Raw genomic sequence first — 21,382 nt, 5'->3', positions numbered from 1 at the left:
GTGATGAAGGAACATGTAGAACATACTAGAAAGCCCAGCGTTTTATTGGTGTCCGTCGACGCCTTAAAGCCGGAATTTCTCTTTGAACAGGAACGATTAGGCATTTCCCTTCCGTTTCTTACGTCGTATTTTCTGAAGGGCGGGCGCGTCGCGCCGAAGGGCATGAAAAGCGTCTTCCCGCCTTTTACCTATCCGTGTCACCAAAGCATGATTACGGGAACGAACCCCGTGACTCACGGCATCGTCAACAACGCCGTATTCGACCCGTCGTCGCGCCATAAGGGCGCGTGGCACTGGTTTGCCAACAAGCGGGTGACGACCCTTTGGGAAGCGGCCCACCAGGCTGGCTACGTCGTAGGCAGCGCGGCCTTTCCGACCTCCGTCGGCGCCAAGGGCGATTACGTCGCGCCGGAATTCTGGTGGGACGGCACGGAAATGGACAGCGCCTTTATCGACGCCGTGTCGAAGCCGCAGGGCCTGATTGCCGAAATGGAAGCAGATATCGGCCGCTACGCCGGCGGGTTGGATTTGTCCGACGACGGCGACGCCCAGCGGTATAAGGCGGCGGCATGGCTGCTGCGGAACAAGCTGGGGCCCTGCCAGGCCGAAAAGCCCTTCTTCCTGACGGCGTATTTCGCCAGCTTCGACGAAAGCGCCCATCAGTTCGGCGTATACAGCGCGGAAGCGGCCCGCAGCCTGGAAAAGATCGACGCCATGGTCGGCATGCTGGTCCACGAGGCCGAAGCCGTTACGGGCGGCCGCCTCGTCGTCTGCGTCGTATCTGACCACGGCACGCTGGACAATACCCACACGGTCTATCCCAACGTATTGCTGCGCCAGGCCGGGCTGATCGAATGCGACGATACGGGCCGCGTTACCGATTGGAAAGCGTACAGCCAGCGAGCCGGCGGCATTTGTGAAATCCGCCTGGCCCGCAAGGACGACGAAGCGTCTCGGAAGATACTGGACGGCGTCATGAGAGAGCTGGCCCAGGACGGACGGAACGCCATCATGGCCGTCCTGACCGGCGAAGAAGCGCGGGCCCGCGGCGGCTTCCCCGACGCCGACTACGTGTTGATTTCCCATAAAGGGTACGAAATACGGGACGACGCGGACGGCAAGTTTATCCGTACGGAGCTGACGCAGAAGGCGCAGCACGGATATAACGAGGAATTTCCCGAAATGCGGGCGTCCTTCCTGATGGCCGGCGAGGGCGTCGAAGAAGGCGTCGTCGACGACATGCGCCTCATCGACGTCGCGCCGACGCTGGCCGCCCTGATGGGGGCCGAGCTTCCCGACGCGGAAGGCCGTAACGTATTGGCATAAGGAGAACGAACGTGGCAGATATAGAAATCTTTGTGAAGCAAGCTGCCGATTTGCTGTGGGGCGACTGGCTCCTGTGCGCGCTGCTGGGACTGGGCCTGGTCTATACGGTCATGACGGGCTGTATTCAGCTGCGGTTTCTCTGCTATATCCGGCGGGGGCTGTTTCAGCGCCCTTCGCAGAAGGACAGCGCGGCGAAGAAGGGCTGCACGTCCGTCCAGTCGCTGTGCGCCTCCCTTGCCAGCTGCGTCGGCAGCGGCAACATCGTAGGCGTTTCGACGGCCATCTTGTACGGCGGCCCCGGCGCGTTGTTTTGGATGTGGGCGGCGGCCTTTCTGGGCATGGCTACGAAGTTCGGCGAAATCGTCATGGGCGTCCGCTATCACGGCGAGGACCGGCAGGGAAATATTACGGGCGGTTCCATGTACTACATTTCCCAGGGCCTGCAGTGGCGCAAGGCCGGCGTCGCCGTCGCCGTGTTCCTGTTCATTCAAAACTGCGGCGCGACGCTGATCCAGTCCAATACGATCGCCCAGGTCATGAAAGAGGCCTTTTATCTGCCTGTCGGCGCGACGGCCCTGCTCGTGGCCGCCCTGATGTTCTTCATCATCAGCGGCGGGTTTAAGCGGCTCATATACATCGCCCAGCGCATCGTGCCGTTTATGGCCGGATTGTATTTGGCGAGCGGCCTGGTCGTGTTCGTTGTGCATCTGGATGCCGTGCCGGCTATGTTTCAAGCTATCGTGTCCCACGCCTTTGCCTGGGAGGCCGGAGCCGGCGGCGTGCTGGGCTATACGATGAAAGAAGCCATGCGCTACGGTGTAGCCCGGGGCCTGTATTCCAACGAAGCTGGTGAGGGCACGGCTCCCGTCCTTCACTCGGCGGCTCAGGTAGACCATCCGGTTCGGCAGGGCTTCTATGGCATCATCGAAGTATTTGTCGACACCTTTTTAATCTGCAGCGCGACGGGCATCGTCGTATTGCTGACCGGCGCGGCACAGTTTCACGACAACGCCGCGACGCTGACGGCTGTAGCCTTTGATTCCGTCGTGCCCGGCATGCGGTATATCATGTATTTCAGCTTGATATTATTCGCCGGCACATCTATCATGAACCAGTGGTATTTCGGCCATGTCAGTCTTACGTTTTTGAAGAAAGAATCATGGGATTCCCTGTATCGGTATGCCTTTCCTGTCCTCATCGTCATCGGCAGCTTGGGAACGATACAGTTGGTCTGGTCCATTCAGGATATTGCGCTGGGATTGCTCATCATTCCCAATATCGTCGCGATGCTGTTTTTGTCGCCGGAAGTTCGGCGTCTTACGAAGGAATTCTTAGACCCGGCTAATGGGTATATTGCAAAAAGAGGAGAATAAACAACATGAACACAGATGTCAAGAAATATATAGAAACGGTGCCGGCTGTAGCGAAAGCCGCCAAATTGGAAGAAGTTTTCTGGATCAATCCGAAGAAGGAAGAACAGAAAAACTGGCATATTACGGCTGTGTCGCCTGAAGACATACAGGATGCGGCAGCCCGCCTCCAACGGTTTGCTCCTTATTTGGAAACGGTATTTCCCGAGCTCAAGGCCAGCGGCGGCATCATTGAATCGGAACTTCGGGATATTCCGAAGATGAAAGACTTTTTGAATCGCTCCTACGAAGCCGGCATTCAGGGAAACCTGCTTCTCAAGATGGACAGTGATTTGCCTATTTCCGGATCAGTCAAGGCCCGGGGCGGCATTTACGAGGTTCTGAAACACGCCGAAGAACTGGCAATAGAAGCGGGCAAGCTGAAAGAAACGGATAACTACGCCGTATTGGCGGAACCGGAATTTCGTCAATTTTTCAGTCAGTATACGGTGCAGGTCGGCAGTACAGGAAATTTAGGTATGAGCATCGGCATCATGAGCGCCCAGCTGGGCTTCCGCGTTATCGTTCACATGTCCGTCGACGCTAAGCAGTGGAAGAAAGATTTGCTCCGCAGCCGCGGCGTTACGGTCATTGAATATGAAGACAACTACTGCGCCGCCGTAGAACAAGGGCGGAAGAATTCCGATGCCGATCCCATGAGCTACTTCGTCGACGATGAAAACTCGAAGAACTTGTTCTTAGGCTACAGCGTGGCGGGCCGCCGTCTCCAGAAGCAGCTGGAAGCGATGCAGATTCCTGTAGATGCCGAACATCCCTTGTTCGTCTATATTCCCTGCGGCATCGGCGGCGCTCCCGGCGGCGTCACCTACGGCCTGAAAGAAGTATACGGCGATAACGTTCACTGCTTCTTTACGGAACCGACTCATGCCTGCTGCATGATGCTGGGAATGGCGACGGGGCTTCACGATGGCATTTCCGTAGAAGATATTGGTATCGACGGCAAAACCGATGCTGACGGACTGGCTGTCGGCAGACCGTCGGCCTTCGTCGGCCGCGTCGTAGAGCCGCTGCTGTCGGGCATTGCGACGATTCAGGATGGGACGCTGTATGATTTGATGCGGGGACTCCTCGATACGGAAGGCGTATTTATCGAGCCGAGCTCATGCGCTGCCTTTGCTGCCTTCCTTCAGTCGGATTCGCTGCAGGAATATGTCCGTCAGGCCGGCCTCGAAGCCGTTATGGGACAGGCGACGCACATCGCTTGGGCGACGGGCGGCAGCATGGTGCCGGAAGACGTCCGCCAGGCCTATATCAACACGGGGATATAACATGGCTGCAACGGGAGTACCGAACGTCCTCGTTCTGGATATAGACGGGACGACGGTGACATCGCAAAAATGCGTAGACCCAGATACGAAAGATGCCCTGCTTCAATTACAGAAGCAGGGCATCCGCCTTATCCTGGCGTCGGGCCGGCCGCCTGAAGGCGTATATCCCATTGCCAGACAACTGCGTCTGCAGCAGTTCGGCGGATATATCGTGGCTTTTAATGGTTCGAAGGTCATAGAGTACAAGACGAAGCGCTGCCTGTACGAGCAATATCTGTCGAAGGAAACGCTGCGCTCCTTGTGGTATGACGCCCGCTGCTACGGCTTGGGCATCATGACGTACGGCAAGGGGAAAATCATTACGGCGTCTGAGCCGGACCCCTATGTCCGGGCTGAGTCGTCGTGGAGCCATATGCCTATCGTCCTTCACGAGGATTTTCTAAAGCACGCTCCCAAGACGATTTACCAGTGCCTGCTTACAGGAAAGCCGGAACAGCTCCAGGCCCTTAACCCGCTGCTGTCGGAATTGTATCTTGGCAAGGCGGAAGTATTCCATTCGGAACCGTCCTGTCTGGAAGTGACGCCGTGCCGCGTTGACAAATCGCTGGGCCTTAAAAAGCTGTTCTGCCATTTGGATATCTCGCCGTCTCAGGTCGTGTGCTGCGGAGACAGCTACAATGACATCGGCATGCTGCGGTATGCCGGAGTCGGCGTGGCCATGGCCAACGCGCCGCAGGCCGTCAAGGAATTTGCCGATTACGTCACCTGCCGTTCCAACGACGAGCGCGGCATTGTAGAAGTCGTCCGCCAGTTTTTCCCCTCCGTATTGCCGGCATAATAAAATCCCCCTTCCCAGAGCGAATGATATGTACCCAGAATTCTGGACACATTGATTTATTACATTCGTTTTATTTCATGGATGCATTCCTGTAGCGTACAGGAGGCATCCATTTTGTTTTTTCTTGAATGCGCTCGTAATTGTAGTAGTATATGTACTTTTCTACCGCGTTACGAAATACCGCAAAGGATGTATACATTTTTTCATATCCATAAAACATCTCCGTTTTCATCCTTCCGAAAAAGGTTTCCATTATGCTGTTATCATAGCAGTTTCCCTTTCGTGACATGGATTGGATAATCCCATGGTCTTTCAGTTCTTGTTGAAAATACGCATGCTGGTATTGCCAGCCTTGATCAGAGTGAAAGATAAGTCCCTTTACCTTGGGGAATACGGTAAATGCCCGTTCCAGCATACGCCGTATCTGTTCCAGATTCGGGCTTTCCGCTAAGTCATACGAGATAATTTCGTTGGTATGCATATCCAGAATCGGAGACAGGTAGCATTTTCCCCAAGGAAAGGTAAACTGTGATACATCGGTTGTCCATTTTTCCAAAGGCGCAGTGGTATGAAAATCCCGGTGAAGTATATTATCTGCAATAGGACCCACGATTCCTTTATATCTTTCCGGAGGTCTTGTACCAGCGCTGCTTTTTCGCCTTGAGTTGCGCTGCGTTTTTTTCTTCTCTCAAGGCGATCTCTTTTTTTATGACAGCAATTTCTGTTTTAATATATTCATTTTCTGCCCGGAGCCGAATCAGTTCTTCCCGCTCTGATTCCGTTAATGGCGCAGATTGGGTTTTATGTTTCATCTTTGTTCCCTCTTTTGGTTTTCGCCCTTGGTTCTTACGTACTAGTCCATTATATCCGAATATATTATATTTTTGTACCCATTGATAGAGCATTCCTTTATTTATGCCAGCTTCTAATGCGGTGGACTTACAAGACTTTCCTGCCAGTACACGGGATACCAGCTCCATTTTTTCTTCCGGCGTCCACAGTTTATGGTGGCGTTTAGGGCGTAACACTTCGGGCCCCTGTGCCTCTTCCATTCGGAACCATTCCCGGATCATTTTGTGAAATTGCCGGGTATTCAGTCCTTCGGGGGTGGGGGCCAGCTTCCTTTTCGATATAAGTCTACACAGGTTCTCTTAAATTTATAGGAATAACGCATAAAAATTACCCTCCTCACTGGGGTGTCCAGTAAAGAGGGTACATATCATGGGAGGGGGATTTTTATTGGGAGAAATCGATTGAAGAGACAGCGCCTGCACGCTACAATATACATATCACAGCAGCGGGAGGCAGAAGACATGAGACAGAAGCACATTGCCATTATAACGGGCGCGTCCAGCGGATTAGGACGGGAACTGGCGGCATATCTTGATCGGAGCGGCGTCGATGAAATATGGGTAAACAGCCGGCGTGCCGAACGCTTGGAAGCTCTTCGCCAAGGGATAAAAACGCCGATGCGGATCATTGCCGGAGACATCAGCGACGAGATGACGATAGGGGCCTTTCGGTCGGCTCTGGAAAAAGAGAACCCCGTCGTCGCCTATTACATATATGCCGCCGGGTTTGGAAAGATCGGTGCGGCCGGCAGCATTCCCTTATCTGAATTGCGGCAGATGATAGGAGTCAACGATACGGCGGCCGTGACGCTGACTGAAGTCTGCTTGCCGTATATGGCCGCAGGCAGCCGCGTGGCTTTCATCTGCTCTGTCGCGGCCTTTCTGCCGATTCCGTATCTGAACGTATACGCCGGGACCAAGGCCTTTTTGTATCGCTACGGCCGGGCGTTGTCTGTCGAACTTGCGCCGCGGCGCGTCGGCGTTACAGTCGTATGCCCCTACTGGATTAGAGATACGGAATTTATCGCCGTTGCCAGACAAGGGGAAGATCAGCCTTATTTCAGACGCTTTCCCATTGCGTCGTCGACGGCCTTTGTAGCGAAGACCGCCTGGGATGATTTACAAAAAGGAAAGGTCGTGTCGACGCCGGGCTGGGTTGCCAGTCTGATTCGCGTCGGCGCGAAGCTGCTGCCGTCGGCCCTCGTCATGAAGATAAGCCGTATCTTGTTTGGGTGATTTCAGCGTTCTGTTTTTATGGCGAAGAGAAAATATAATACATGTATGCACCAAATTATAGCGACGACAAGACTGGCTGGCCATGAAGCGTCCATGATCCATACGGCGAAAGCCATCATAATGGTAACAGTACTCATGATTACAGCCTTTGTTTTTAGCGGCATGGACTTCATCTCCAGGAAATCTGCCAGATGCCTTTTGTACAAGTCCGACTGCCGAAACCAGCGATGCAGACGAGCCGACCCTTTGGCAAAACAAAAGAGCGTCAGCATATAAAAGGGAACCGTCGGCAAAATAGGAAGGAATATCCCAATAGTTCCTAACGCCAGAGACGCGAAGCCTAAGGCTAGCCAGCAGGCTTGAAAGATGCGGTGCCAAGGAGCGGCACGAAATGACGGCATGAGAAAATCACCCCATTCAACAGATAATAAAAATCAATTTTATCATATCGAAAGATGCGTATGCCGTCAAGAGAGAATCATAATCTATTGGACTGGGGGCGGTGTTGCTTCGGGCGGCTGGTTAGGAAGTTCCAAAGGGGGATGAAATATAAGTAACAAGCCAGGGGCACTGAGGCCAGGGGCGCGTCGATAATCGCCAGAAAGGCCGAGCAGGCGATAGACCAGGGGACGAGGGCGGAAATGACGATGACCGTGTTTTCCAGGTGAATAGCTAAGCGCTGCGGATCGGGTTCGACAGACTGGCAAAGCTGGTGTGTCAGCATGGTAGCTAAGGTCTGGTTGCAGGAGACCATAGAGGTTGCGACGGATGTCGCAATGACGGCTCCGAAAGGCGTCGCGCGTCGGCTCAGGGCGGCCATATGCCCTTGGATGCCACGGAGAAATCCCGTGCCGGAAAACATGCCGGCGTAACTGGATGAAATGCATATAATGGCGACGACATCGGTCATGGAAACAGCTCCGCCGCCAGACGCCAGGCGGGCCAGGGCCGGATTGGCGGGATGAAATCCCAACAGGCAGACCCTCAGGACTTCGAGGGGATTCATTTGCTGTGTGCCTACGGCAATAGCTGCGGCTGCCGCTGTACTGGCGATCATGATGAGCTTCACATCGACGTGCCGTGCCGATAAGATGATGACCAGGGCCGCCGGTATGAGAGTAATCCACGATAGGGTAAAGGCCTGTCGAAAGAGTCCGGCTGCGTCGTGATGGGCGCTGCCGTCTTGAAACAGCAGGCCCATAGCGGCATAAACGGCGCAGGTCAGGACGAACGGGATCATAGCTGTCTTGACCATGAGACGGCAGTTCGTAAAGATATCGGTCTTCGTAATGGCGGCGACGAGGAGGGCGCTCGTCGACATGGGGGAGCAGCGGTCGCCGAAATAGGCGCCGGCCATGATGGCTCCGCCGGAATACATGGGCGGGATATTCATGCTGTTGGCGATGGTCATGCAGATGACGCCGATAGTCGCCGCCGTGCCGAAGGACGTGCCGGTCAGGGCCGATACGAGGGCGCACAGCAGAAACGACGCCAGGAGGACGGCGCTGTCGTCGCACCATTGGGACGCATGGTACACGATATATGGGATAGTGCCGCTGACGCGCCAGGCCGCCGTCAGCATGCCGACGAGAATCAAGGTGACGATGACGTTTTTGGCCGTTTTGACGCCTGAGACAGCCAGACGGGCCATTTCTGAAAAGGGATGTCCCGTTTTTACGCCGTAGCTGAAAAACAAGAGGAAGCCTGCCAGCAAGGCGAGAATCAACGATTTCCCTGACGCCAGGCAGGCGATGAGAGCGGCGGAAAAGGCGGCTAATATCCATAGTTCCATCGATGGGAACCTCCTTTGTCGTAAGTCTTGGTTATAGTGTAATCTTCTTTGTAGTGTATGGCAACGTTTCGCCGCGCCGTATCTTTTATGATGAATCTAGGCATACATTTGTATTTTTGATATACTGAGGCTGTAACGACGATTCGATAAGGGGGACGCGCCATGATTCGCTTTATATTTCTCTGCCTTGGCAGGCTGCTCGTATATCGCCGGGCTGTGCTGATGGCCTTTGCCTGGATTGCCCGCTTCGGCTACTTGGCCTACGTTTTGTACGGCCTTGTCGAGTGGTTCCGGCCCGGCCGCATGGCCGGCACCCTGTACCGCCGCCGGACTTTGTTGTACTGCCTGTTTTCCGTAGGGCTGGGCTCGGCCGCATCGTTTGTCATCGGGCGCATTTGGAGCCGTCCCCGTCCCTTTGTCCGCCATAGAGGGATATCTTCCCTCATTCCTCATAAGGAAAACGCGTCCTTTCCGAGCAATCACGCTATGAATTCCATGGCCGTAGCCCTCATGTTATTGAGCCGAAAGAACTGGATGGGCTTTCCCTTTTTAGCCGGCAGCGTCGTATTAGGCGCTTCGCGCGTCGTCTGCCGCCTTCATTATGTCAGCGACGTGGTAGGCGGTTTTGCCATTGGTGCGGTCAGTGCCTGGGCTATTCGGCGCAGCGCCGCCGCTAAGGAGGCGGCGACGTACGTTCTCTGGCTGTACGACGGCCTCGCCGGGGCGATGGCCGCCTGGCGCAGAAGATGGTAACGGACGGCCGAATTTCAGCGATATGGCTGCGTTGCCGGACAGTCAGAAAAGAAAATTTTTATGCAAAAATCCCGTTCCCCCATGACAAGGCATGGCTGGAACGGGATTTCTTTTTTAATCTAATTTTAATTTTCGCCTAATCTAATTTTAATCTTTCTTTTCCGGTGTGAACTTCGTAGAAAGGATATGACCGACGAACAAGGCGATGGCGCCGATGAAGCATACGAGGCCGAGGATATCAGCCGTGCTCTTGAAGTCTTTGCCGACGAGGGCCAAGGGGTTTTCGCTGCCGCCGGAGGTGACGGAAACGACGATGAGCAGGGCGATGATGACGCCCATGAGGCTTTCACCGACGATGAGGCCGGAGGCGAAGAGAACGCCGCGATGATTGCAGGCTTCTACGTCTTCTTCTTCATGGCCCGGGCTGCGGAGAGCTGCTCTGGCCTTGAGATGCTTATGCACGAAATAGCCAATAACGGAACCGATGACCAAGGGGATTTCCAAGGTCGGCGGTAAGTAAATACCCATGCCTACGGCCAGAGGCGGCAGGGCCAGGGCTTTCGTATTTTTCGTCAGGAGCAAGTCGATGATAATGACCACAATGCCGACGCCGATACCTAAGAGGATGTAATCCCAGTCGAGGCTGGAGCTGAAAATCCCTTGGGCGATGGTCGTCATGAGGGTTGCCTGCGGAGCCGACAACGCCTGCGACGGGTCCATGCTTTCACGAGGCAGCGCGCCGGTGAAGCCGTAAGCTTGGTAGAGCAGGTTCAATACGGGTGCGATGGCGATGGCGCCGATGACCGAGCCCAGAATGAGGGCTACCTGTTGTTTCCACGGCGTAGCGCCTACGATGTAGCCTGTCTTGAGGTCCTGCAGGTTGTCATTGGAAATCGCAGCGATGCTGACGATAACGCTGGTGATGAAGATCGCCAGGGCTGTAGCGAATTTCGTACCTTCCGCCGTTTCAAAGATGCCGAAGGACGTGCTCAAGGCGAAGACGACGAGGGACGAGACGATGATACCCAAAATGCCGATGCCGGAAATCGGGCTGGCCGAAGTGCCGATCAAGCCGGCCATGTAACCGCAGGCGGCGGCGACGAAGAAGCCCATGAGGACGGCGACGATGATGCCGACGACGATGTAAGTAATCGTGACGGACATGGGAAGGCCTGCGGCGCCTACGAAGGAGTAGAACGTGATGAACAGGCCGACGAGGATGGCGATGAAGACGATGGCGATGGATTTCGGCGTCATGTCGATATCCGTGTGATGAAGGGCCTTCTTTTCTGCCGTATCGTTATCGCGGATCGCGCTGATGGACATCTTAATGCCGTCGATAACCGGTTTTGCCAGGCGGATCAGGGTCCATACGGCGGCAATGCCGATGCAGCCGGCGCCGATGAAGCGGACCTTCTGAGCCCAGATCTGGCTGGCGAAGTCGGCTGCAGCCTGGCCTTCAGCCGGCGTGATGACGCTGGTCAGATAGGGGACGAAGACGACCCATGCCAGGAGCGTGCCGACTAAGATGGCGATGCCGCTGGCAATGCCGATGAGGTAGCCCGCGCCGAGAAGGGCCATGGAAAAGCCCAGGGGCAGCTGTGTCGTCGCCGTCTTGCCGAGGGCGATCCAATAGCTGAATTCGGACGACAGGATGTGGAAGCCGTTGGCGCAGAGGCTGAACAAGCCGGCCAGCGCCGTGCCGGACACGATATCCTTCATGCCCGTTTCCTTCTTGCTCGTATCTTCGTGAGCTGCTTCGGCCTGGCGGATGTCGCTGCCGACCTTCAGGATTTCAGCGGCGGCCCGGCCTTCCGGATAGGGCAGGTCGCTGTTGACGACCATCGCCCGCCGCAACGGAATGGTAAACAGTACGCCTAAGGAACCGCCGCAGGCGCACAGGAGCAGCGTTTCCCAGAAGGGAAAGCCCTGCCAGTAGCCGAGCATGAGCAGGCCCGGCAGGATGAAGATGATGGCCGACAAGGTGCCGGCAGCGGAAGCCTGCGTCTGGACCATGTTGTTTTCCAGGATGTTGGAATGCTGGAACATGCGCAGGATTGCCATGGAAATAACGGCGGCCGGAATGGACGACGAGAACGTCAGGCCGACCTTTAACCCCAGATAGACGTTGGACGCCGTGAAGATAACCGTAATCAGCGCGCCGAGGAGCATGCCGCGGACGGTCAATTCAGGCAGGTTGGGGTAGTTTACCGTCATGTTTGGTTTTGAGTCCATGATGGAAACCTCCTTCAAAAAAGTATAGATAGATTTGACCATATATTATGACAATTCTTCACATATAGTATACTAGATTTTTATAGATTCGTCACATCGGCCCGCCAAGGGAAGGTTTCTTTATATGCGGGAATAAATAGACGGTTTTTGATGATTTTTATACAACGTAAAACGATAAATCAGGCGAAAATCTTGCGCATACGTGGTATAATAAAAAGTAATGAATTTACGTGCTCTATGAGGCGATTAAAGGAGGAACTACGTGATGAAAGATAACGAAATTATCGAAGGCGTGTTGAAGGAATTTGCCGGCCTTGCCAAATGCCCACGGCCGTCGCGCCATGAAAAAATAGTCAGCGACTACATCGTAAAGCGATTGGGAGAGTTAGGGATTACTCAAGTCGTACAGGACGACGTATACAATGTCATTGCTGACGTACCGGCTACGCCGGGCTGCGAGGACCTGGCGCTGACCATTGTACAAGGACACATGGATATGGTCTGCGTGGCTAAACCCGGCGTGGACTACGACCCCTTGACCAGCGAAATCAAGCTGGTCCGCGAAGGCAACATCCTGCGCGCCGACGGCACGAGCTTAGGCGCCGACGACGGCATTGCCGTAGCCGTGGCGCTGTACCTGATTCAGCAGCCCGACGTGCAGCACGGCCCGCTGCGCCTCATCTTTACGGTCGACGAAGAAACGGGCATGACCGGCGCGACCCATTTAGACCCGAAATATGTGCAGGACGCCAAATACGTCCTCAACTGCGACTCCGAATACATCGACGTCTTGTGCGTCGGCTCTGCCGGCAGCGTCCATACGCATTTTTACCGCACCTTGACGCGGCGTCAGCCTCAGGGAGCGAAAGCCGTCGCCATCATGACCAAGGACTTTGTCGGCGGCCATTCAGGCGAGACGATCAATGCCGGCAAGAGCAATGCCATCAAAGCGCTGGCCCATACGCTGCGCCGTTTGACCGATGCAGGCGTCGCCTATGAATTGGCGTCTATCGACGGCGGCGTAGCGGCGAACGCCATCCCGTCGTCGGCAGAAGCCCTTATCGTCCTTCCGAACGCCGATACGGCGGCCGTGCAGGCCGTGCTGGACGAAGCGAAGGCGGAATTGGACTTGGTGTACGGCGAAGTAGAAAAGACGGCGGCCATCGTCATGGAAGACCGTCCCATGCCGGAAACGGTACTGGCTGCCGACGACGCCAAAGCCGTCGTACAGCTGCTCCTCATCCTTCACTGCGGCGTGTTTGCCATGAACCAGACCTTGCCCAAGCTGCCGGACTTATCGGCCAACGTCGGCACGATTCGGACGGAAGAAGAACGCATTGCCATTCAATATTTCCCCCGTTCGTCTTCCGACGCCCGCCTGCGCGAGTTCATGCAGGTACTGCCCGTATACGGCGAGCTGACGGGCTGCACCGTCGACATCGCCTCGCCTGAACCGGCATGGACGGAAAATCCCCGTAGCCAGCTTCTGCCCATCATTTCGGAAGTATATACGGCTGAAGCAGGCCATGCTCCCCGGGTGGAAGCGATGCACGGCGGCTTGGAAACAGGCTATTTCTACGCCATGAATCCCAATCTCGATATCGTATCGGTCGGCCCGACGACGCACGCCATCCACAGTGCCGACGAATCGCTCGAGCTCGATACGGTAGCCTTATTGGTCCGCATCATCGCCGGTACGCTGCCGAAATTGAAATAAACGAACTCATTACACTGTCGCATCGTCTGGTGCGGCAGTTTTTTTGTAAAAAAACTCAGCCTCCTCCATGAAACTTTTTTATAGCAGCTTTTTATCGTTTACGAAATCAATGGCATAGGGTATGCTTAAGGTAACGACACTACTTTTTAAGGAGGCGATGGAGATGAAAGTTATGCGAAATAAAGACGGAGGCTTTGGACGACGTTCCATCTTTTTGCTGCAGGGCTGCCTTATGAAAGCTGCTGCGGCAGCTGCCCTGACGGCGGGTATGGCTGTCCTGCCGGTCAGTGCAGCCGAAGGGGATCTTCTGCCTGCGCCGAAGGTAGTCACGGCCTTGGCCTATGAGAAGGAGGACAGGGACATCGCTGTTTCCGTGAAAATTCCTGAAATACACTGGGGGCCTTCTGTCTCCGCTGCCCGGCAGAAGCAGGTAAACGCCGGCATACGCCGCTTGTGCGAGCAGTATGCTGAAGAAGCAGAAGACTGGGCCCGGCAGTACCGTAAGGCCTTTTTGGAAACAGGCGGCAGCGAAGAGGAATGGAAAGACCACGGCATAGCGGTTTCCGTCAGGTACGAAATCCTGGCGCAGACAGACAACTACTTATCCCTGAGAATTATGGGAACAGACAACTGGAGCCGTGCCCACTATCGGGCGAAATACTATACCTTCGACTGCCGGACGGGACAGACCGTCGCGCTGAAAGATATTTTGGGAGACGAGTATCGGACGATTGCCGACGTCAGCATCCGGCGGCAGATGGACCGCCGCTGGAATGGCGGGGCCTCGTACGGGACCTTTACGGGCGTAGATGAGGACACGCCCTTTTACGTCAATGAAAAGGGCAACCCCGTCGTCGTCTTTTCCGCTTATGAAATCGCTCCGGGCAGCGAGGGACGGCCGGAATTTGAAATCATCAGGCCCTATGCCGTCGACAGCCTGTCCGAATTGACAGGGCTGCTGGGGATGGACGACGAGGACGCGGCCAATCTCTTTGGCGGCGGCCGGGAAAACTGGTCGGCAGACTGCACGTTTTTCGTCGGCCGAACCTACGAAATCATGCTGCATGGACAGCCTTGCCGCCTGTTTACGATCTGCGGCAGAGATAAGACCGTCGACGCCGTATCCATATGGATTGTAGGCGGAGAACGGCCTGTGACGGCAGAGGACGTTACGGTATGGGCCGGCTACGTCACGGCCATGATGGGGACAGAGCCGACGCTGGACCCTGACATTTCTGAAGGCGGAAGCCGCAACCGCCGCTGGCATGGGAGCGGACTCATTGCCGTCCTGCACCAGATGCCCGATATTCTTACGATTTCTATTCAGCCGGCCGTCGGCGAGCTGCATTGACGCTGACTCCTGAGAAGGAAGCCGGCTGCATAACCGCATATAGCAGACGTAAAAAACGCTGCCGCGCCAAGAGAATTTCCTGACGCGGCAGCGTTTCTGCATGATCTGTATATTTATCTTTCTTTAGAACGAATTCGTTCCATCTGTTTGTACGAGAACACGCCGGTCCGGCCGATGAGGGCGTAGTACAGAGGAATGGCCGCCAGGGCGATGACGGCGGCTCCGAAGTAGACACTGGAAAATCCGTAGGCCGGCACGAGGCTGCCCAGCATGTAAGGCCCGACGCCGACGCCCAGGTCGACGAAGATGAAAAAGGTCGACGTAGCCAGGCCGATATGGTCTTCCGGCACGCCGTGGATTGCCAGGGCCTGTCCGGACGAGGTGACAGTGCTGTAGCTGAGGCCGAGGAGGACGCCGCCGATGGCAAAGAGGGCATTGCTTTCAGCAAGCCCGACGGCAGCCATGCACAGGGCTAAGATGGCCAGCGTCGGATACATGACGGCGTCGCCGCCGTGGTGGTCCAGAAAGCGGCCGATAATGGGCCGGCTGAAAAACGACGTGACCGAATAGGTGCAGAAGAAAATACTGCCGGCAATGGCCAGATTCAGGGAATTCGTATAGGCCCCGATGAAGCTGAGCACCGTAGAATAGCCGATGCCGCAGAAGAAGGAAATGATGGAAATGGGCAGGGCCTGTACGGAAATGAAACTGTCCCAGCGCAGGGATTTGAGGGCTGCCCTGTCGGCTGCCGTACAGACGTGCTCCGGCGAATGGATGGCGGCAGCCAAGGCAAAGGTCAGCACGGCCAGGCCGATGCACACGTACACGTTCAAGTAGTAGTTTCCGCCGCTGCACAGGGTCATGCCTAAGAAGGGACCCGCCGCCGAAGCCAGCGTGTTGCCCAGGGCATAGTAGCCGATGCCTTCGCCGCGCCGCTTCGGCGGGACGATGGCTCCGACGATGGTGCTGGCCGCCGTGGCGGATATGCCGTAGGCCGCGCCGTGGAGGCAGCGGATGACCAGAAAGGCCGTCAGCGAATGAACGGGGAAATATAATAAGAGCCCCGCCATGTAAATGCCCGTGCCGACGAGGAGGGCTTTCTTGCGCCCTAAGGCGTCGATGACATGGCCCGTGATAATGCGGGACGATAAGGCGCCGATGATGAAGATACCCGACGCCAGCCCGGCCTCGCTGACCGTCGCATCCCAGGTGTGGATGGCAAACTGGGTCGACCACAGCATGAGCTGGTACATGATGACGTAGAGGAGAAAGTTGATGCATACATCAATGGTAAAATCTTTAGTCCATAGCCTGTCGCGCACGACAAGACCTCCTTTGCAAGACGCCCCAGGGGCCGACGGAAGCTTTTAAAAGAGATACTTCGTATCGTAGCTCAGATCCATATACTGGGCGATCGTTTCGTCGTCGAAGCCGTATTCTTCCGATTTGCGCATCCACGAACCGACGCGCATCTGCATCTTCTTTTTGGCCGTCACCGGCTCTTCGTACTCGATGCGCAGCATACGGGCCGCTTCCGATTTGTCTTCGACGCGGACGAAGAGGCCGTGGCGGAAGGTCAGCTCGTAGACCTTGCGGAAGGCGTGGGGCAGCTGAAAGCCGAAGGGGACGAAATACTTGTCGATAAAGCCGTTGGCGATGAGGATGGAGCCAGAGTAGTCCATGACGTGATTCAGGTCGTACTTCAGGTCTCCTGCCGGCGAGTTGAAGGGGACGGGCTTTACGCCGTCAATGGCCGGCGGCTCCATGCCGTTGTTGTTGGTCAGCAGCTTGTGAAGGGTCAGCGTTTTCTCGTCGTTAAAGCCGAAGATAGCCGTGTAGCCCCGCAGGCACGCTTCGTTGTACATGATGGGATGCAGGCCGAACTCTTCGATATTGAAAAAATCTTCTACGTGTTCGACGGCGACGATGCTGAGCTTGAAATCGGCGAAGTCGAAGCCGTCAAAAAACTGAGCGCGCATGGCAGTACCTCCTGTCTATGATGCGCCGGCTCCATTCGGGGGGAGCGAGTTTAATCGGCAAATACCGGGGCGTTGTTTTCAAAGCGGGCGATGCGGGCCAGCGATTCGACGCGCAGGCCTTTGGATTCCAAGGTCTGCCGGCCGCCCTGGAAAGTCTTTTCGACGACGATGCCGATGCCGGCGACGGAACAGCCCGCCTGGGCGGCGATCTCGGTCAGGCCTACGGCAGCGGCGCCGCTGGCCAGGAAATCGTCGATGATGAGGATGGATTCGCCGGCGTGGAGATAGGATTTACCGATAGACGCCGTATACGATTCTTCCTTCGTATAGGAATAAATCGACGCCGTGTACTGCTCGCCGCTCGTCAGGAGCGATTTCTTTTTGCGGGCGAAGACGACGGGCCGGTTGTTCATGGCCAGCGATACGGCGTAGGCTACGGCGATGCCGGACGATTCGATGGTGACAATGCGGTCTACAGGGACATCCTGAAATAGACGGGCAAATTCCTGGCCGACGTGGTTGATGAGCGTCGTGTCGATTTGCTGATTTAAAAAGTTGTCTATCTTTAAAATACGGTTGTCGATGATGATGCCGTCCTGCAGGATGCGCTGTTTCAATTCGTCCATTACGAACCCTCCTAGTAATTATGAAAGTCAAATGTAAACGTACACGTTTAGAATAGTAACAGTCTAATACGAAACCCCAGTCAAGTCAATAATAGAGCTGAATTTCTAATTTACTTATGGAAATAAAACAGGTATACTAGGGGTAGCATTCGATTATGTATATCTTTTTAGGGAGGTCATGACATGCAGTCTATTCGACGTTTGTATGTTGCCAAAAAAGGCGTGTTTGCCGATGAAGCAAAACGCATGCTTGCTGATTTACAGGAAAACCTGCTTATCAAGGGGTTGACCGATATTAACATATTCCACCGCTACGACGTGGCCGGCTTGGACGACGCCGCCTTCGAAGCGGCGAAAACCATGATTTTCTCCGAGCCCCCGGTAGACGCCGTATACGATGAACTGCCTGTCAAAGAAGGCGACACGGTGCTGGCTATCGAATACCTGCCCGGTCAGTACGACCAGCGCGCCGACTCGGCCATGCAGTGCCTGCAGATGCTGACGATGCAGAACGACAGCCTCGTCCGCACCGCCCGGGTCGTCGTATTGTCAGGAGACTTATCCGACGAAGACGTCGCCGCCATCAAGCATTACTGCATCAACCCCGTCGAAGCCCGCGAAGCGTCCCTCGACCCGGTAGACACCCTGGAAATGGCCTGGGAACAGCCGGCAGATGTCGCCGTCATCGAAGGCTTTACGACGATGGACGACGCCGCGCTGAAGGAATTGTCGGCTCACATGGGCCTTGCCATGAGCTTTGACGATCTGAAGTTCTGCCAGACCTATTTCGGCGAAGAAGAAAAGCGGAATCCGACGGTAACGGAAATCCGCGTCATCGATACGTACTGGTCCGACCACTGCCGCCATACGACATTTATGACGGAACTGACAGACGTCGCCTTTGAAGACGGCAAGTTCACCGCGCCTATCCAGCGGGCCTACGAAGCGTATAAAACGACGCGGGAAAACCTGAACCGCAAGAAACCCCAGACCCTCATGGACATGGCGACTATCGCCGTCAAAGAGCTGAAGGCTGCCGGCAAGCTCCAGAACCTCGACGAATCGGACGAAATCAACGCCTGCACCATCATCATCCCCGTCGACGTCGACGGCGTGGAAGAAGAATGGCTTCTCCTGTTTAAAAATGAAACGCACAACCACCCGACGGAAATCGAACCCTTCGGCGGCGCGGCAACCTGCCTGGGGGGCTGCATCCGCGACCCCTTGAGCGGCCGTTCCTACGTATACCAGGCTATGCGCGTCACCGGCGCCGGCGATCCCCGTCAGGCCGTAAAGGACACGCTCAAGGGCAAGCTGCCTCAGCGCACGCTGACGACCGGCGCGGCCAAGGGCTATAGCTCCTACGGCAACCAGATCGGCTTGGCGACGGGCGAAGTTAAGGAATATTATAACCAGGGCTTCGTAGCCAAGCGCATGGAAATCGGCGCAGTCCTCGGCGCAGCGCCGCGCTGCAACGTCGTCCGCGAAGCGCCCGTCCCCGGCGATATCATCATCCTTCTCGGCGGCAAGACCGGCCGCGACGGCTGCGGCGGCGCGACGGGCTCGTCGAAGAAGCACACTGTCGAATCCCTGGAAACGTGCGGAGCTGAAGTCCAGAAGGGCAATGCCCTGACAGAACGGAAAATCCAGCGCCTCTTCCGCCGCCACGAAGTGACGGTCCTCATCAAGCGCTGCAATGACTTCGGCGCCGGCGGCGTCTCCGTCGCTATCGGCGAATTGACCGACGGCCTCGACATCAACCTCGACAAGGTTCCGAAGAAATACGAAGGCCTCGACGGCACGGAATTGGCTATTTCCGAGTCGCAGGAACGCATGGCCGTCGTCGTCGCGCCGGAACACGTCGACGAATTCATGAAATACGCTGCAGAAGAAAACCTCGAAGCGACCATCGTCGCCGTTGCGACGGACACAAAACGCCTCGTCATGCACTGGCGCGGCCAGAATATCGTCAACATCACGAGAGCCTTCCTCGATACGAACGGCGTAACCCAGCGCCGCAAGGCCTTCGTCACGGCTCCGGAAGATAAAGACTTCTTTACGGCTCCCGAAGTAACGGACGTCGCCAAAACGTGGCTCGACACGATGGGTACGCTCAACATCGCCTCCGAACAGGGCCTCGCCGAACGGTTCGACAGCACCATCGGCGCCCGCACGGTCCTCATGCCCTTCGGCGGCAAATATCAGAAGACGCCCGTTGAAGGCATGGTCGCCAAAATCCCCGTCATGAACGGCAAGACGACGACGGCCAGCATCTTCACCCACGGCTACGACCCCGATCTGGCAATTTGGAGCCCCTTCCACGGCGCGCTCTACGCCGTCGTCCAGTCCATCGCCAAGCTCGTGGCTCTCGGCGGCGACCGCAAGAAGGTCTATTTGACCATGCAGGAATTCTTCCAGAGCCTCGGCACGAACGAAAAGGCCTGGGGCCAGCCTGTCAGCGCCCTCCTCGGCGCCTATATCGCCCAGAAAGAAATGGGCGTCGCGGCCATCGGCGGCAAGGACAGCATGAGCGGCACCTTCGAAAACCTGACGGTTCCGCCGACCCTCGTATCCTTTGCCATCGTTCCTGAACATACGAAGAATATCGTTTCTCCTGAATTTAAACAGCCCGGCAACGCCGTGCTCCTCTTCGACCTGCCCCGCGATGGTGAAGGCGTGCCCGATTTCGACGCTTTCAAGGCGAACTGCGATTTCCTCCACGAAGCCGTAGTTGCCGGCAAGGTTAAGGCGATGCACGCCGTTGGACAAGGCGGCGTCGCTGCGGCTATCGCCCAGATGGCCTTCGGCAATGGCCTCGGCGTAGAAATCGACGGCTCCTTCAGCGCCCAGGAACTCTTCAACCTCCGCTACGGCGCGATTGTCGTCGAAGCCAATACGGACGACGCCGTCGAATGGGTTCGCCGCGACAACGTGTGCCGCGTCGGCCTGACCCGCGGCAACGGCCTCATGGAAATCGGCGATGTGAAGATTGCCTTAGCCGACCTGCAGAAGGCTTGGGAAGAACCGCTGAACGGCGTATTCCCCATCAAGAGCGAAAGCGGTGAAGGCGACGCCGAGCTGCCCTTGTTCACGACCTACGGCCCGCGCCGCAGCGAATCCTTCGGCAAGCCCCGCGTCTTCATCCCTGTATGCCCGGGCACGAACTGCGAATATGACTCGGCCGAAGCCTTTGAACGGGCCGGCGCAGTAGCGGACGTCATGGTCCTGCGCAACAACACGGCGCAGGACTTGGCCGAATCGATCGACGAAATGGCCAAGCGCATCGCCCAGGCCCAGATCATCATGTTCCCCGGCGGCTTCAGCGCCGGCGACGAACCGGAAGGCTCGGGCAAGTTCATTGCGACATTGTTCCGCAACCCTGCCCTTACGGAAGCCCTCGAATCGCTCCTGTATCAGCGCGACGGCTTAGCCCTCGGCATCTGCAACGGTTTCCAGGCCCTCATTAAGCTGGGCCTCCTGCCCTACGGCCACGTACAGCCCTTGAAGGCCGACAGCCCGACGCTGACGTACAATACCATTGGCCGTCACCTGTCCCGCATGGTCGACACCAAGGTCGTATCGGTCATGAGCCCCTGGTTCAGCAACGTCAAGGCCGGCGACGTCCACACCGTGGCCATTTCCCACGGCGAAGGCCGCTTCGTCGCCTCGCCGGAACAAATCCGCGAATTAGCCGCCAAAGGCCAGATCGCCACGCAGTACGTCGACCTGTCCGGCAAGGCGACCTATGACAGCGAATACAACCCGAACCAGTCGGTCCTCGCTGTCGAAGGCATTACCAGCCCCGACGGCCGCGTCCTCGGCAAGATGGCCCATACAGAACGGTTCAGCGCCGACGACATCTTCGAAAACATCAGCGGCAACAAACTCCAGCCCATCTTCGCTGCCGGCGTAGCGTACTTTAAATAATTAGGTTGTGTCTGTAATGTATAAAAATCCCTGTCTCACTTGGAGTGAGATAG

General features: G+C 56.2%; 17 protein-coding genes. 9 read left to right on the top strand and 8 right to left on the bottom strand.

The features are described 5' to 3' along the window. Positions 1-3 precede the first annotated feature (3 nt). From B5F80_RS09830 to B5F80_RS09815, 4 genes are read left to right on the top strand one after another with little or no spacing between them, the layout of a single operon-like run. The gene (locus B5F80_RS09830; protein WP_087478656.1) at positions 4-1,326 is read left to right on the top strand and encodes an ectonucleotide pyrophosphatase/phosphodiesterase; all 1,323 of its coding nucleotides are present in this window, start codon (positions 4-6) and stop codon (positions 1,324-1,326) included. 11 nt (positions 1,327-1,337) lie between these two features. Further along, the gene (locus B5F80_RS09825; protein ID WP_087478655.1) at positions 1,338-2,699 is read left to right on the top strand and encodes an amino acid carrier protein; all 1,362 of its coding nucleotides are present in this window, start codon (positions 1,338-1,340) and stop codon (positions 2,697-2,699) included. A gap of 5 nt (positions 2,700-2,704) precedes the next feature. Then, entirely contained in the window at positions 2,705-4,024 is a 1,320-nt protein-coding gene (locus B5F80_RS09820; protein WP_087478654.1) for a D-serine ammonia-lyase, read from the top strand. A 1-nt stretch (position 4,025) separates the two neighbouring features. Further along, complete coding sequence (locus tag B5F80_RS09815) at positions 4,026-4,862, top strand: Cof-type HAD-IIB family hydrolase (protein WP_087478653.1); 837 nt, start codon at positions 4,026-4,028, stop codon at positions 4,860-4,862. Between the two features lie 70 nt (positions 4,863-4,932). Here B5F80_RS09815 and B5F80_RS09810 read toward each other — a convergent pair whose 3' ends face one another. Together B5F80_RS09810 and B5F80_RS09805 are read right to left on the bottom strand one after the other, a co-directional pair. Continuing rightward, positions 4,933-5,472 (bottom strand): IS3 family transposase, encoded by a 540-nt coding sequence (locus tag B5F80_RS09810; protein ID WP_158099980.1) that lies wholly within the window; start codon positions 5,470-5,472, stop codon positions 4,933-4,935. Positions 5,473-5,479: 7 nt separating this feature from the next. Next, positions 5,480-5,914 carry a helix-turn-helix domain-containing protein gene (locus B5F80_RS09805; RefSeq protein ID WP_239386350.1) on the bottom strand — a complete coding sequence of 145 codons (435 nt, stop codon included), beginning with the start codon at positions 5,912-5,914 and terminating at the stop codon, positions 5,480-5,482. 261 nt (positions 5,915-6,175) lie between these two features. Between B5F80_RS09805 and B5F80_RS09800 the strand changes: the two genes are divergently transcribed. Next, positions 6,176-6,949 (top strand): SDR family NAD(P)-dependent oxidoreductase, encoded by a 774-nt coding sequence (locus tag B5F80_RS09800; RefSeq protein WP_087478651.1) that lies wholly within the window; start codon positions 6,176-6,178, stop codon positions 6,947-6,949. A 2-nt stretch (positions 6,950-6,951) separates the two neighbouring features. Here B5F80_RS09800 and B5F80_RS09795 read toward each other — a convergent pair whose 3' ends face one another. Next, on the bottom strand, positions 6,952-7,350 hold the full coding sequence (locus B5F80_RS09795) for a YbaN family protein (protein ID WP_087478650.1): 399 nt from the start codon (positions 7,348-7,350) through the stop codon (positions 6,952-6,954). A gap of 77 nt (positions 7,351-7,427) precedes the next feature. Further along, positions 7,428-8,741 (bottom strand): Na+/H+ antiporter NhaC family protein, encoded by a 1,314-nt coding sequence (locus B5F80_RS09790; RefSeq protein ID WP_087478649.1) that lies wholly within the window; start codon positions 8,739-8,741, stop codon positions 7,428-7,430. 162 nt (positions 8,742-8,903) lie between these two features. Between B5F80_RS09790 and B5F80_RS09785 the strand changes: the two genes are divergently transcribed. Continuing rightward, positions 8,904-9,494: a phosphatase PAP2 family protein gene (locus B5F80_RS09785; RefSeq protein ID WP_087478648.1), complete on the top strand. Its 591-nt coding sequence runs from the start codon at positions 8,904-8,906 to the stop codon at positions 9,492-9,494. Positions 9,495-9,641: 147 nt separating this feature from the next. Here B5F80_RS09785 and B5F80_RS09780 read toward each other — a convergent pair whose 3' ends face one another. Further along, positions 9,642-11,729: an oligopeptide transporter, OPT family gene (locus tag B5F80_RS09780; RefSeq protein WP_087478647.1), complete on the bottom strand. Its 2,088-nt coding sequence runs from the start codon at positions 11,727-11,729 to the stop codon at positions 9,642-9,644. 265 nt (positions 11,730-11,994) lie between these two features. Here B5F80_RS09780 and pepD point away from each other — a divergent pair, with 265 nt between their 5' ends. Beyond that, complete coding sequence (gene pepD, locus B5F80_RS09775; RefSeq protein ID WP_087478646.1) at positions 11,995-13,446, top strand: beta-Ala-His dipeptidase; 1,452 nt, start codon at positions 11,995-11,997, stop codon at positions 13,444-13,446. 163 nt (positions 13,447-13,609) lie between these two features. Then, positions 13,610-14,797, top strand: coding sequence for a DUF3298 and DUF4163 domain-containing protein (locus B5F80_RS09770; protein ID WP_158099979.1), 1,188 nt, complete (start codon positions 13,610-13,612; stop codon positions 14,795-14,797). 113 nt (positions 14,798-14,910) lie between these two features. Here B5F80_RS09770 and B5F80_RS09765 read toward each other — a convergent pair whose 3' ends face one another. From B5F80_RS09765 to B5F80_RS09755, 3 genes are read right to left on the bottom strand one after another with little or no spacing between them, the layout of a single operon-like run. Then, a complete protein-coding gene (locus B5F80_RS09765; RefSeq protein WP_087478644.1) occupies positions 14,911-16,119 on the bottom strand; it encodes an MFS transporter in 1,209 nt (402 codons plus the stop codon). A gap of 45 nt (positions 16,120-16,164) precedes the next feature. Continuing rightward, entirely contained in the window at positions 16,165-16,776 is a 612-nt protein-coding gene (locus B5F80_RS09760; protein ID WP_087478643.1) for a hypothetical protein, read from the bottom strand. Positions 16,777-16,826: 50 nt separating this feature from the next. Continuing rightward, a complete protein-coding gene (locus tag B5F80_RS09755; RefSeq protein ID WP_087478642.1) occupies positions 16,827-17,402 on the bottom strand; it encodes a xanthine phosphoribosyltransferase in 576 nt (191 codons plus the stop codon). Between the two features lie 183 nt (positions 17,403-17,585). On the opposite strand from B5F80_RS09755, the gene B5F80_RS09750 reads away from it, so the two are divergent. Continuing rightward, positions 17,586-21,329 (top strand): phosphoribosylformylglycinamidine synthase, encoded by a 3,744-nt coding sequence (locus tag B5F80_RS09750; protein ID WP_087478641.1) that lies wholly within the window; start codon positions 17,586-17,588, stop codon positions 21,327-21,329. The last annotated feature ends 53 nt before the right edge of the window (positions 21,330-21,382 follow it).

The organism is Megasphaera sp. An286 (assembly GCF_002163455.1).
GTDB lineage: Bacteria > Bacillota > Negativicutes > Veillonellales > Megasphaeraceae > Megasphaera > Megasphaera stantonii.
The sequence above is the reverse complement of the archived record's forward strand: the minus strand, read 5'-3'. Positions and strand labels throughout refer to the sequence as shown.

Excerpts from the sequence above, each read along its gene's own strand:
- B5F80_RS09830 (WP_087478656.1), top strand. The coding sequence starts at position 4 with ATGAAGGAACATGTAGAACATACTAGAAAGCCCAGCGTTTTATTGGTG.
- B5F80_RS09820 (WP_087478654.1), top strand. The coding sequence starts at position 2,705 with ATGAACACAGATGTCAAGAAATATATAGAAACGGTGCCGGCTGTAGCG.
- B5F80_RS09815 (WP_087478653.1), top strand. The coding sequence starts at position 4,026 with ATGGCTGCAACGGGAGTACCGAACGTCCTCGTTCTGGATATAGACGGG.
- B5F80_RS09805 (WP_239386350.1), bottom strand. The coding sequence starts at position 5,914 with ATGGAAGAGGCACAGGGGCCCGAAGTGTTACGCCCTAAACGCCACCAT.
- B5F80_RS09800 (WP_087478651.1), top strand. The coding sequence starts at position 6,176 with ATGAGACAGAAGCACATTGCCATTATAACGGGCGCGTCCAGCGGATTA.
- B5F80_RS09795 (WP_087478650.1), bottom strand. The coding sequence starts at position 7,350 with ATGCCGTCATTTCGTGCCGCTCCTTGGCACCGCATCTTTCAAGCCTGC.
- B5F80_RS09790 (WP_087478649.1), bottom strand. The coding sequence starts at position 8,741 with ATGGAACTATGGATATTAGCCGCCTTTTCCGCCGCTCTCATCGCCTGC.
- B5F80_RS09785 (WP_087478648.1), top strand. The coding sequence starts at position 8,904 with ATGATTCGCTTTATATTTCTCTGCCTTGGCAGGCTGCTCGTATATCGC.
- B5F80_RS09780 (WP_087478647.1), bottom strand. The coding sequence starts at position 11,729 with ATGGACTCAAAACCAAACATGACGGTAAACTACCCCAACCTGCCTGAA.
- pepD (WP_087478646.1), top strand. The coding sequence starts at position 11,995 with ATGAAAGATAACGAAATTATCGAAGGCGTGTTGAAGGAATTTGCCGGC.
- B5F80_RS09770 (WP_158099979.1), top strand. The coding sequence starts at position 13,610 with ATGAAAGTTATGCGAAATAAAGACGGAGGCTTTGGACGACGTTCCATC.
- B5F80_RS09760 (WP_087478643.1), bottom strand. The coding sequence starts at position 16,776 with ATGCGCGCTCAGTTTTTTGACGGCTTCGACTTCGCCGATTTCAAGCTC.
- B5F80_RS09755 (WP_087478642.1), bottom strand. The coding sequence starts at position 17,402 with ATGGACGAATTGAAACAGCGCATCCTGCAGGACGGCATCATCATCGAC.
- B5F80_RS09750 (WP_087478641.1), top strand. The coding sequence starts at position 17,586 with ATGCAGTCTATTCGACGTTTGTATGTTGCCAAAAAAGGCGTGTTTGCC.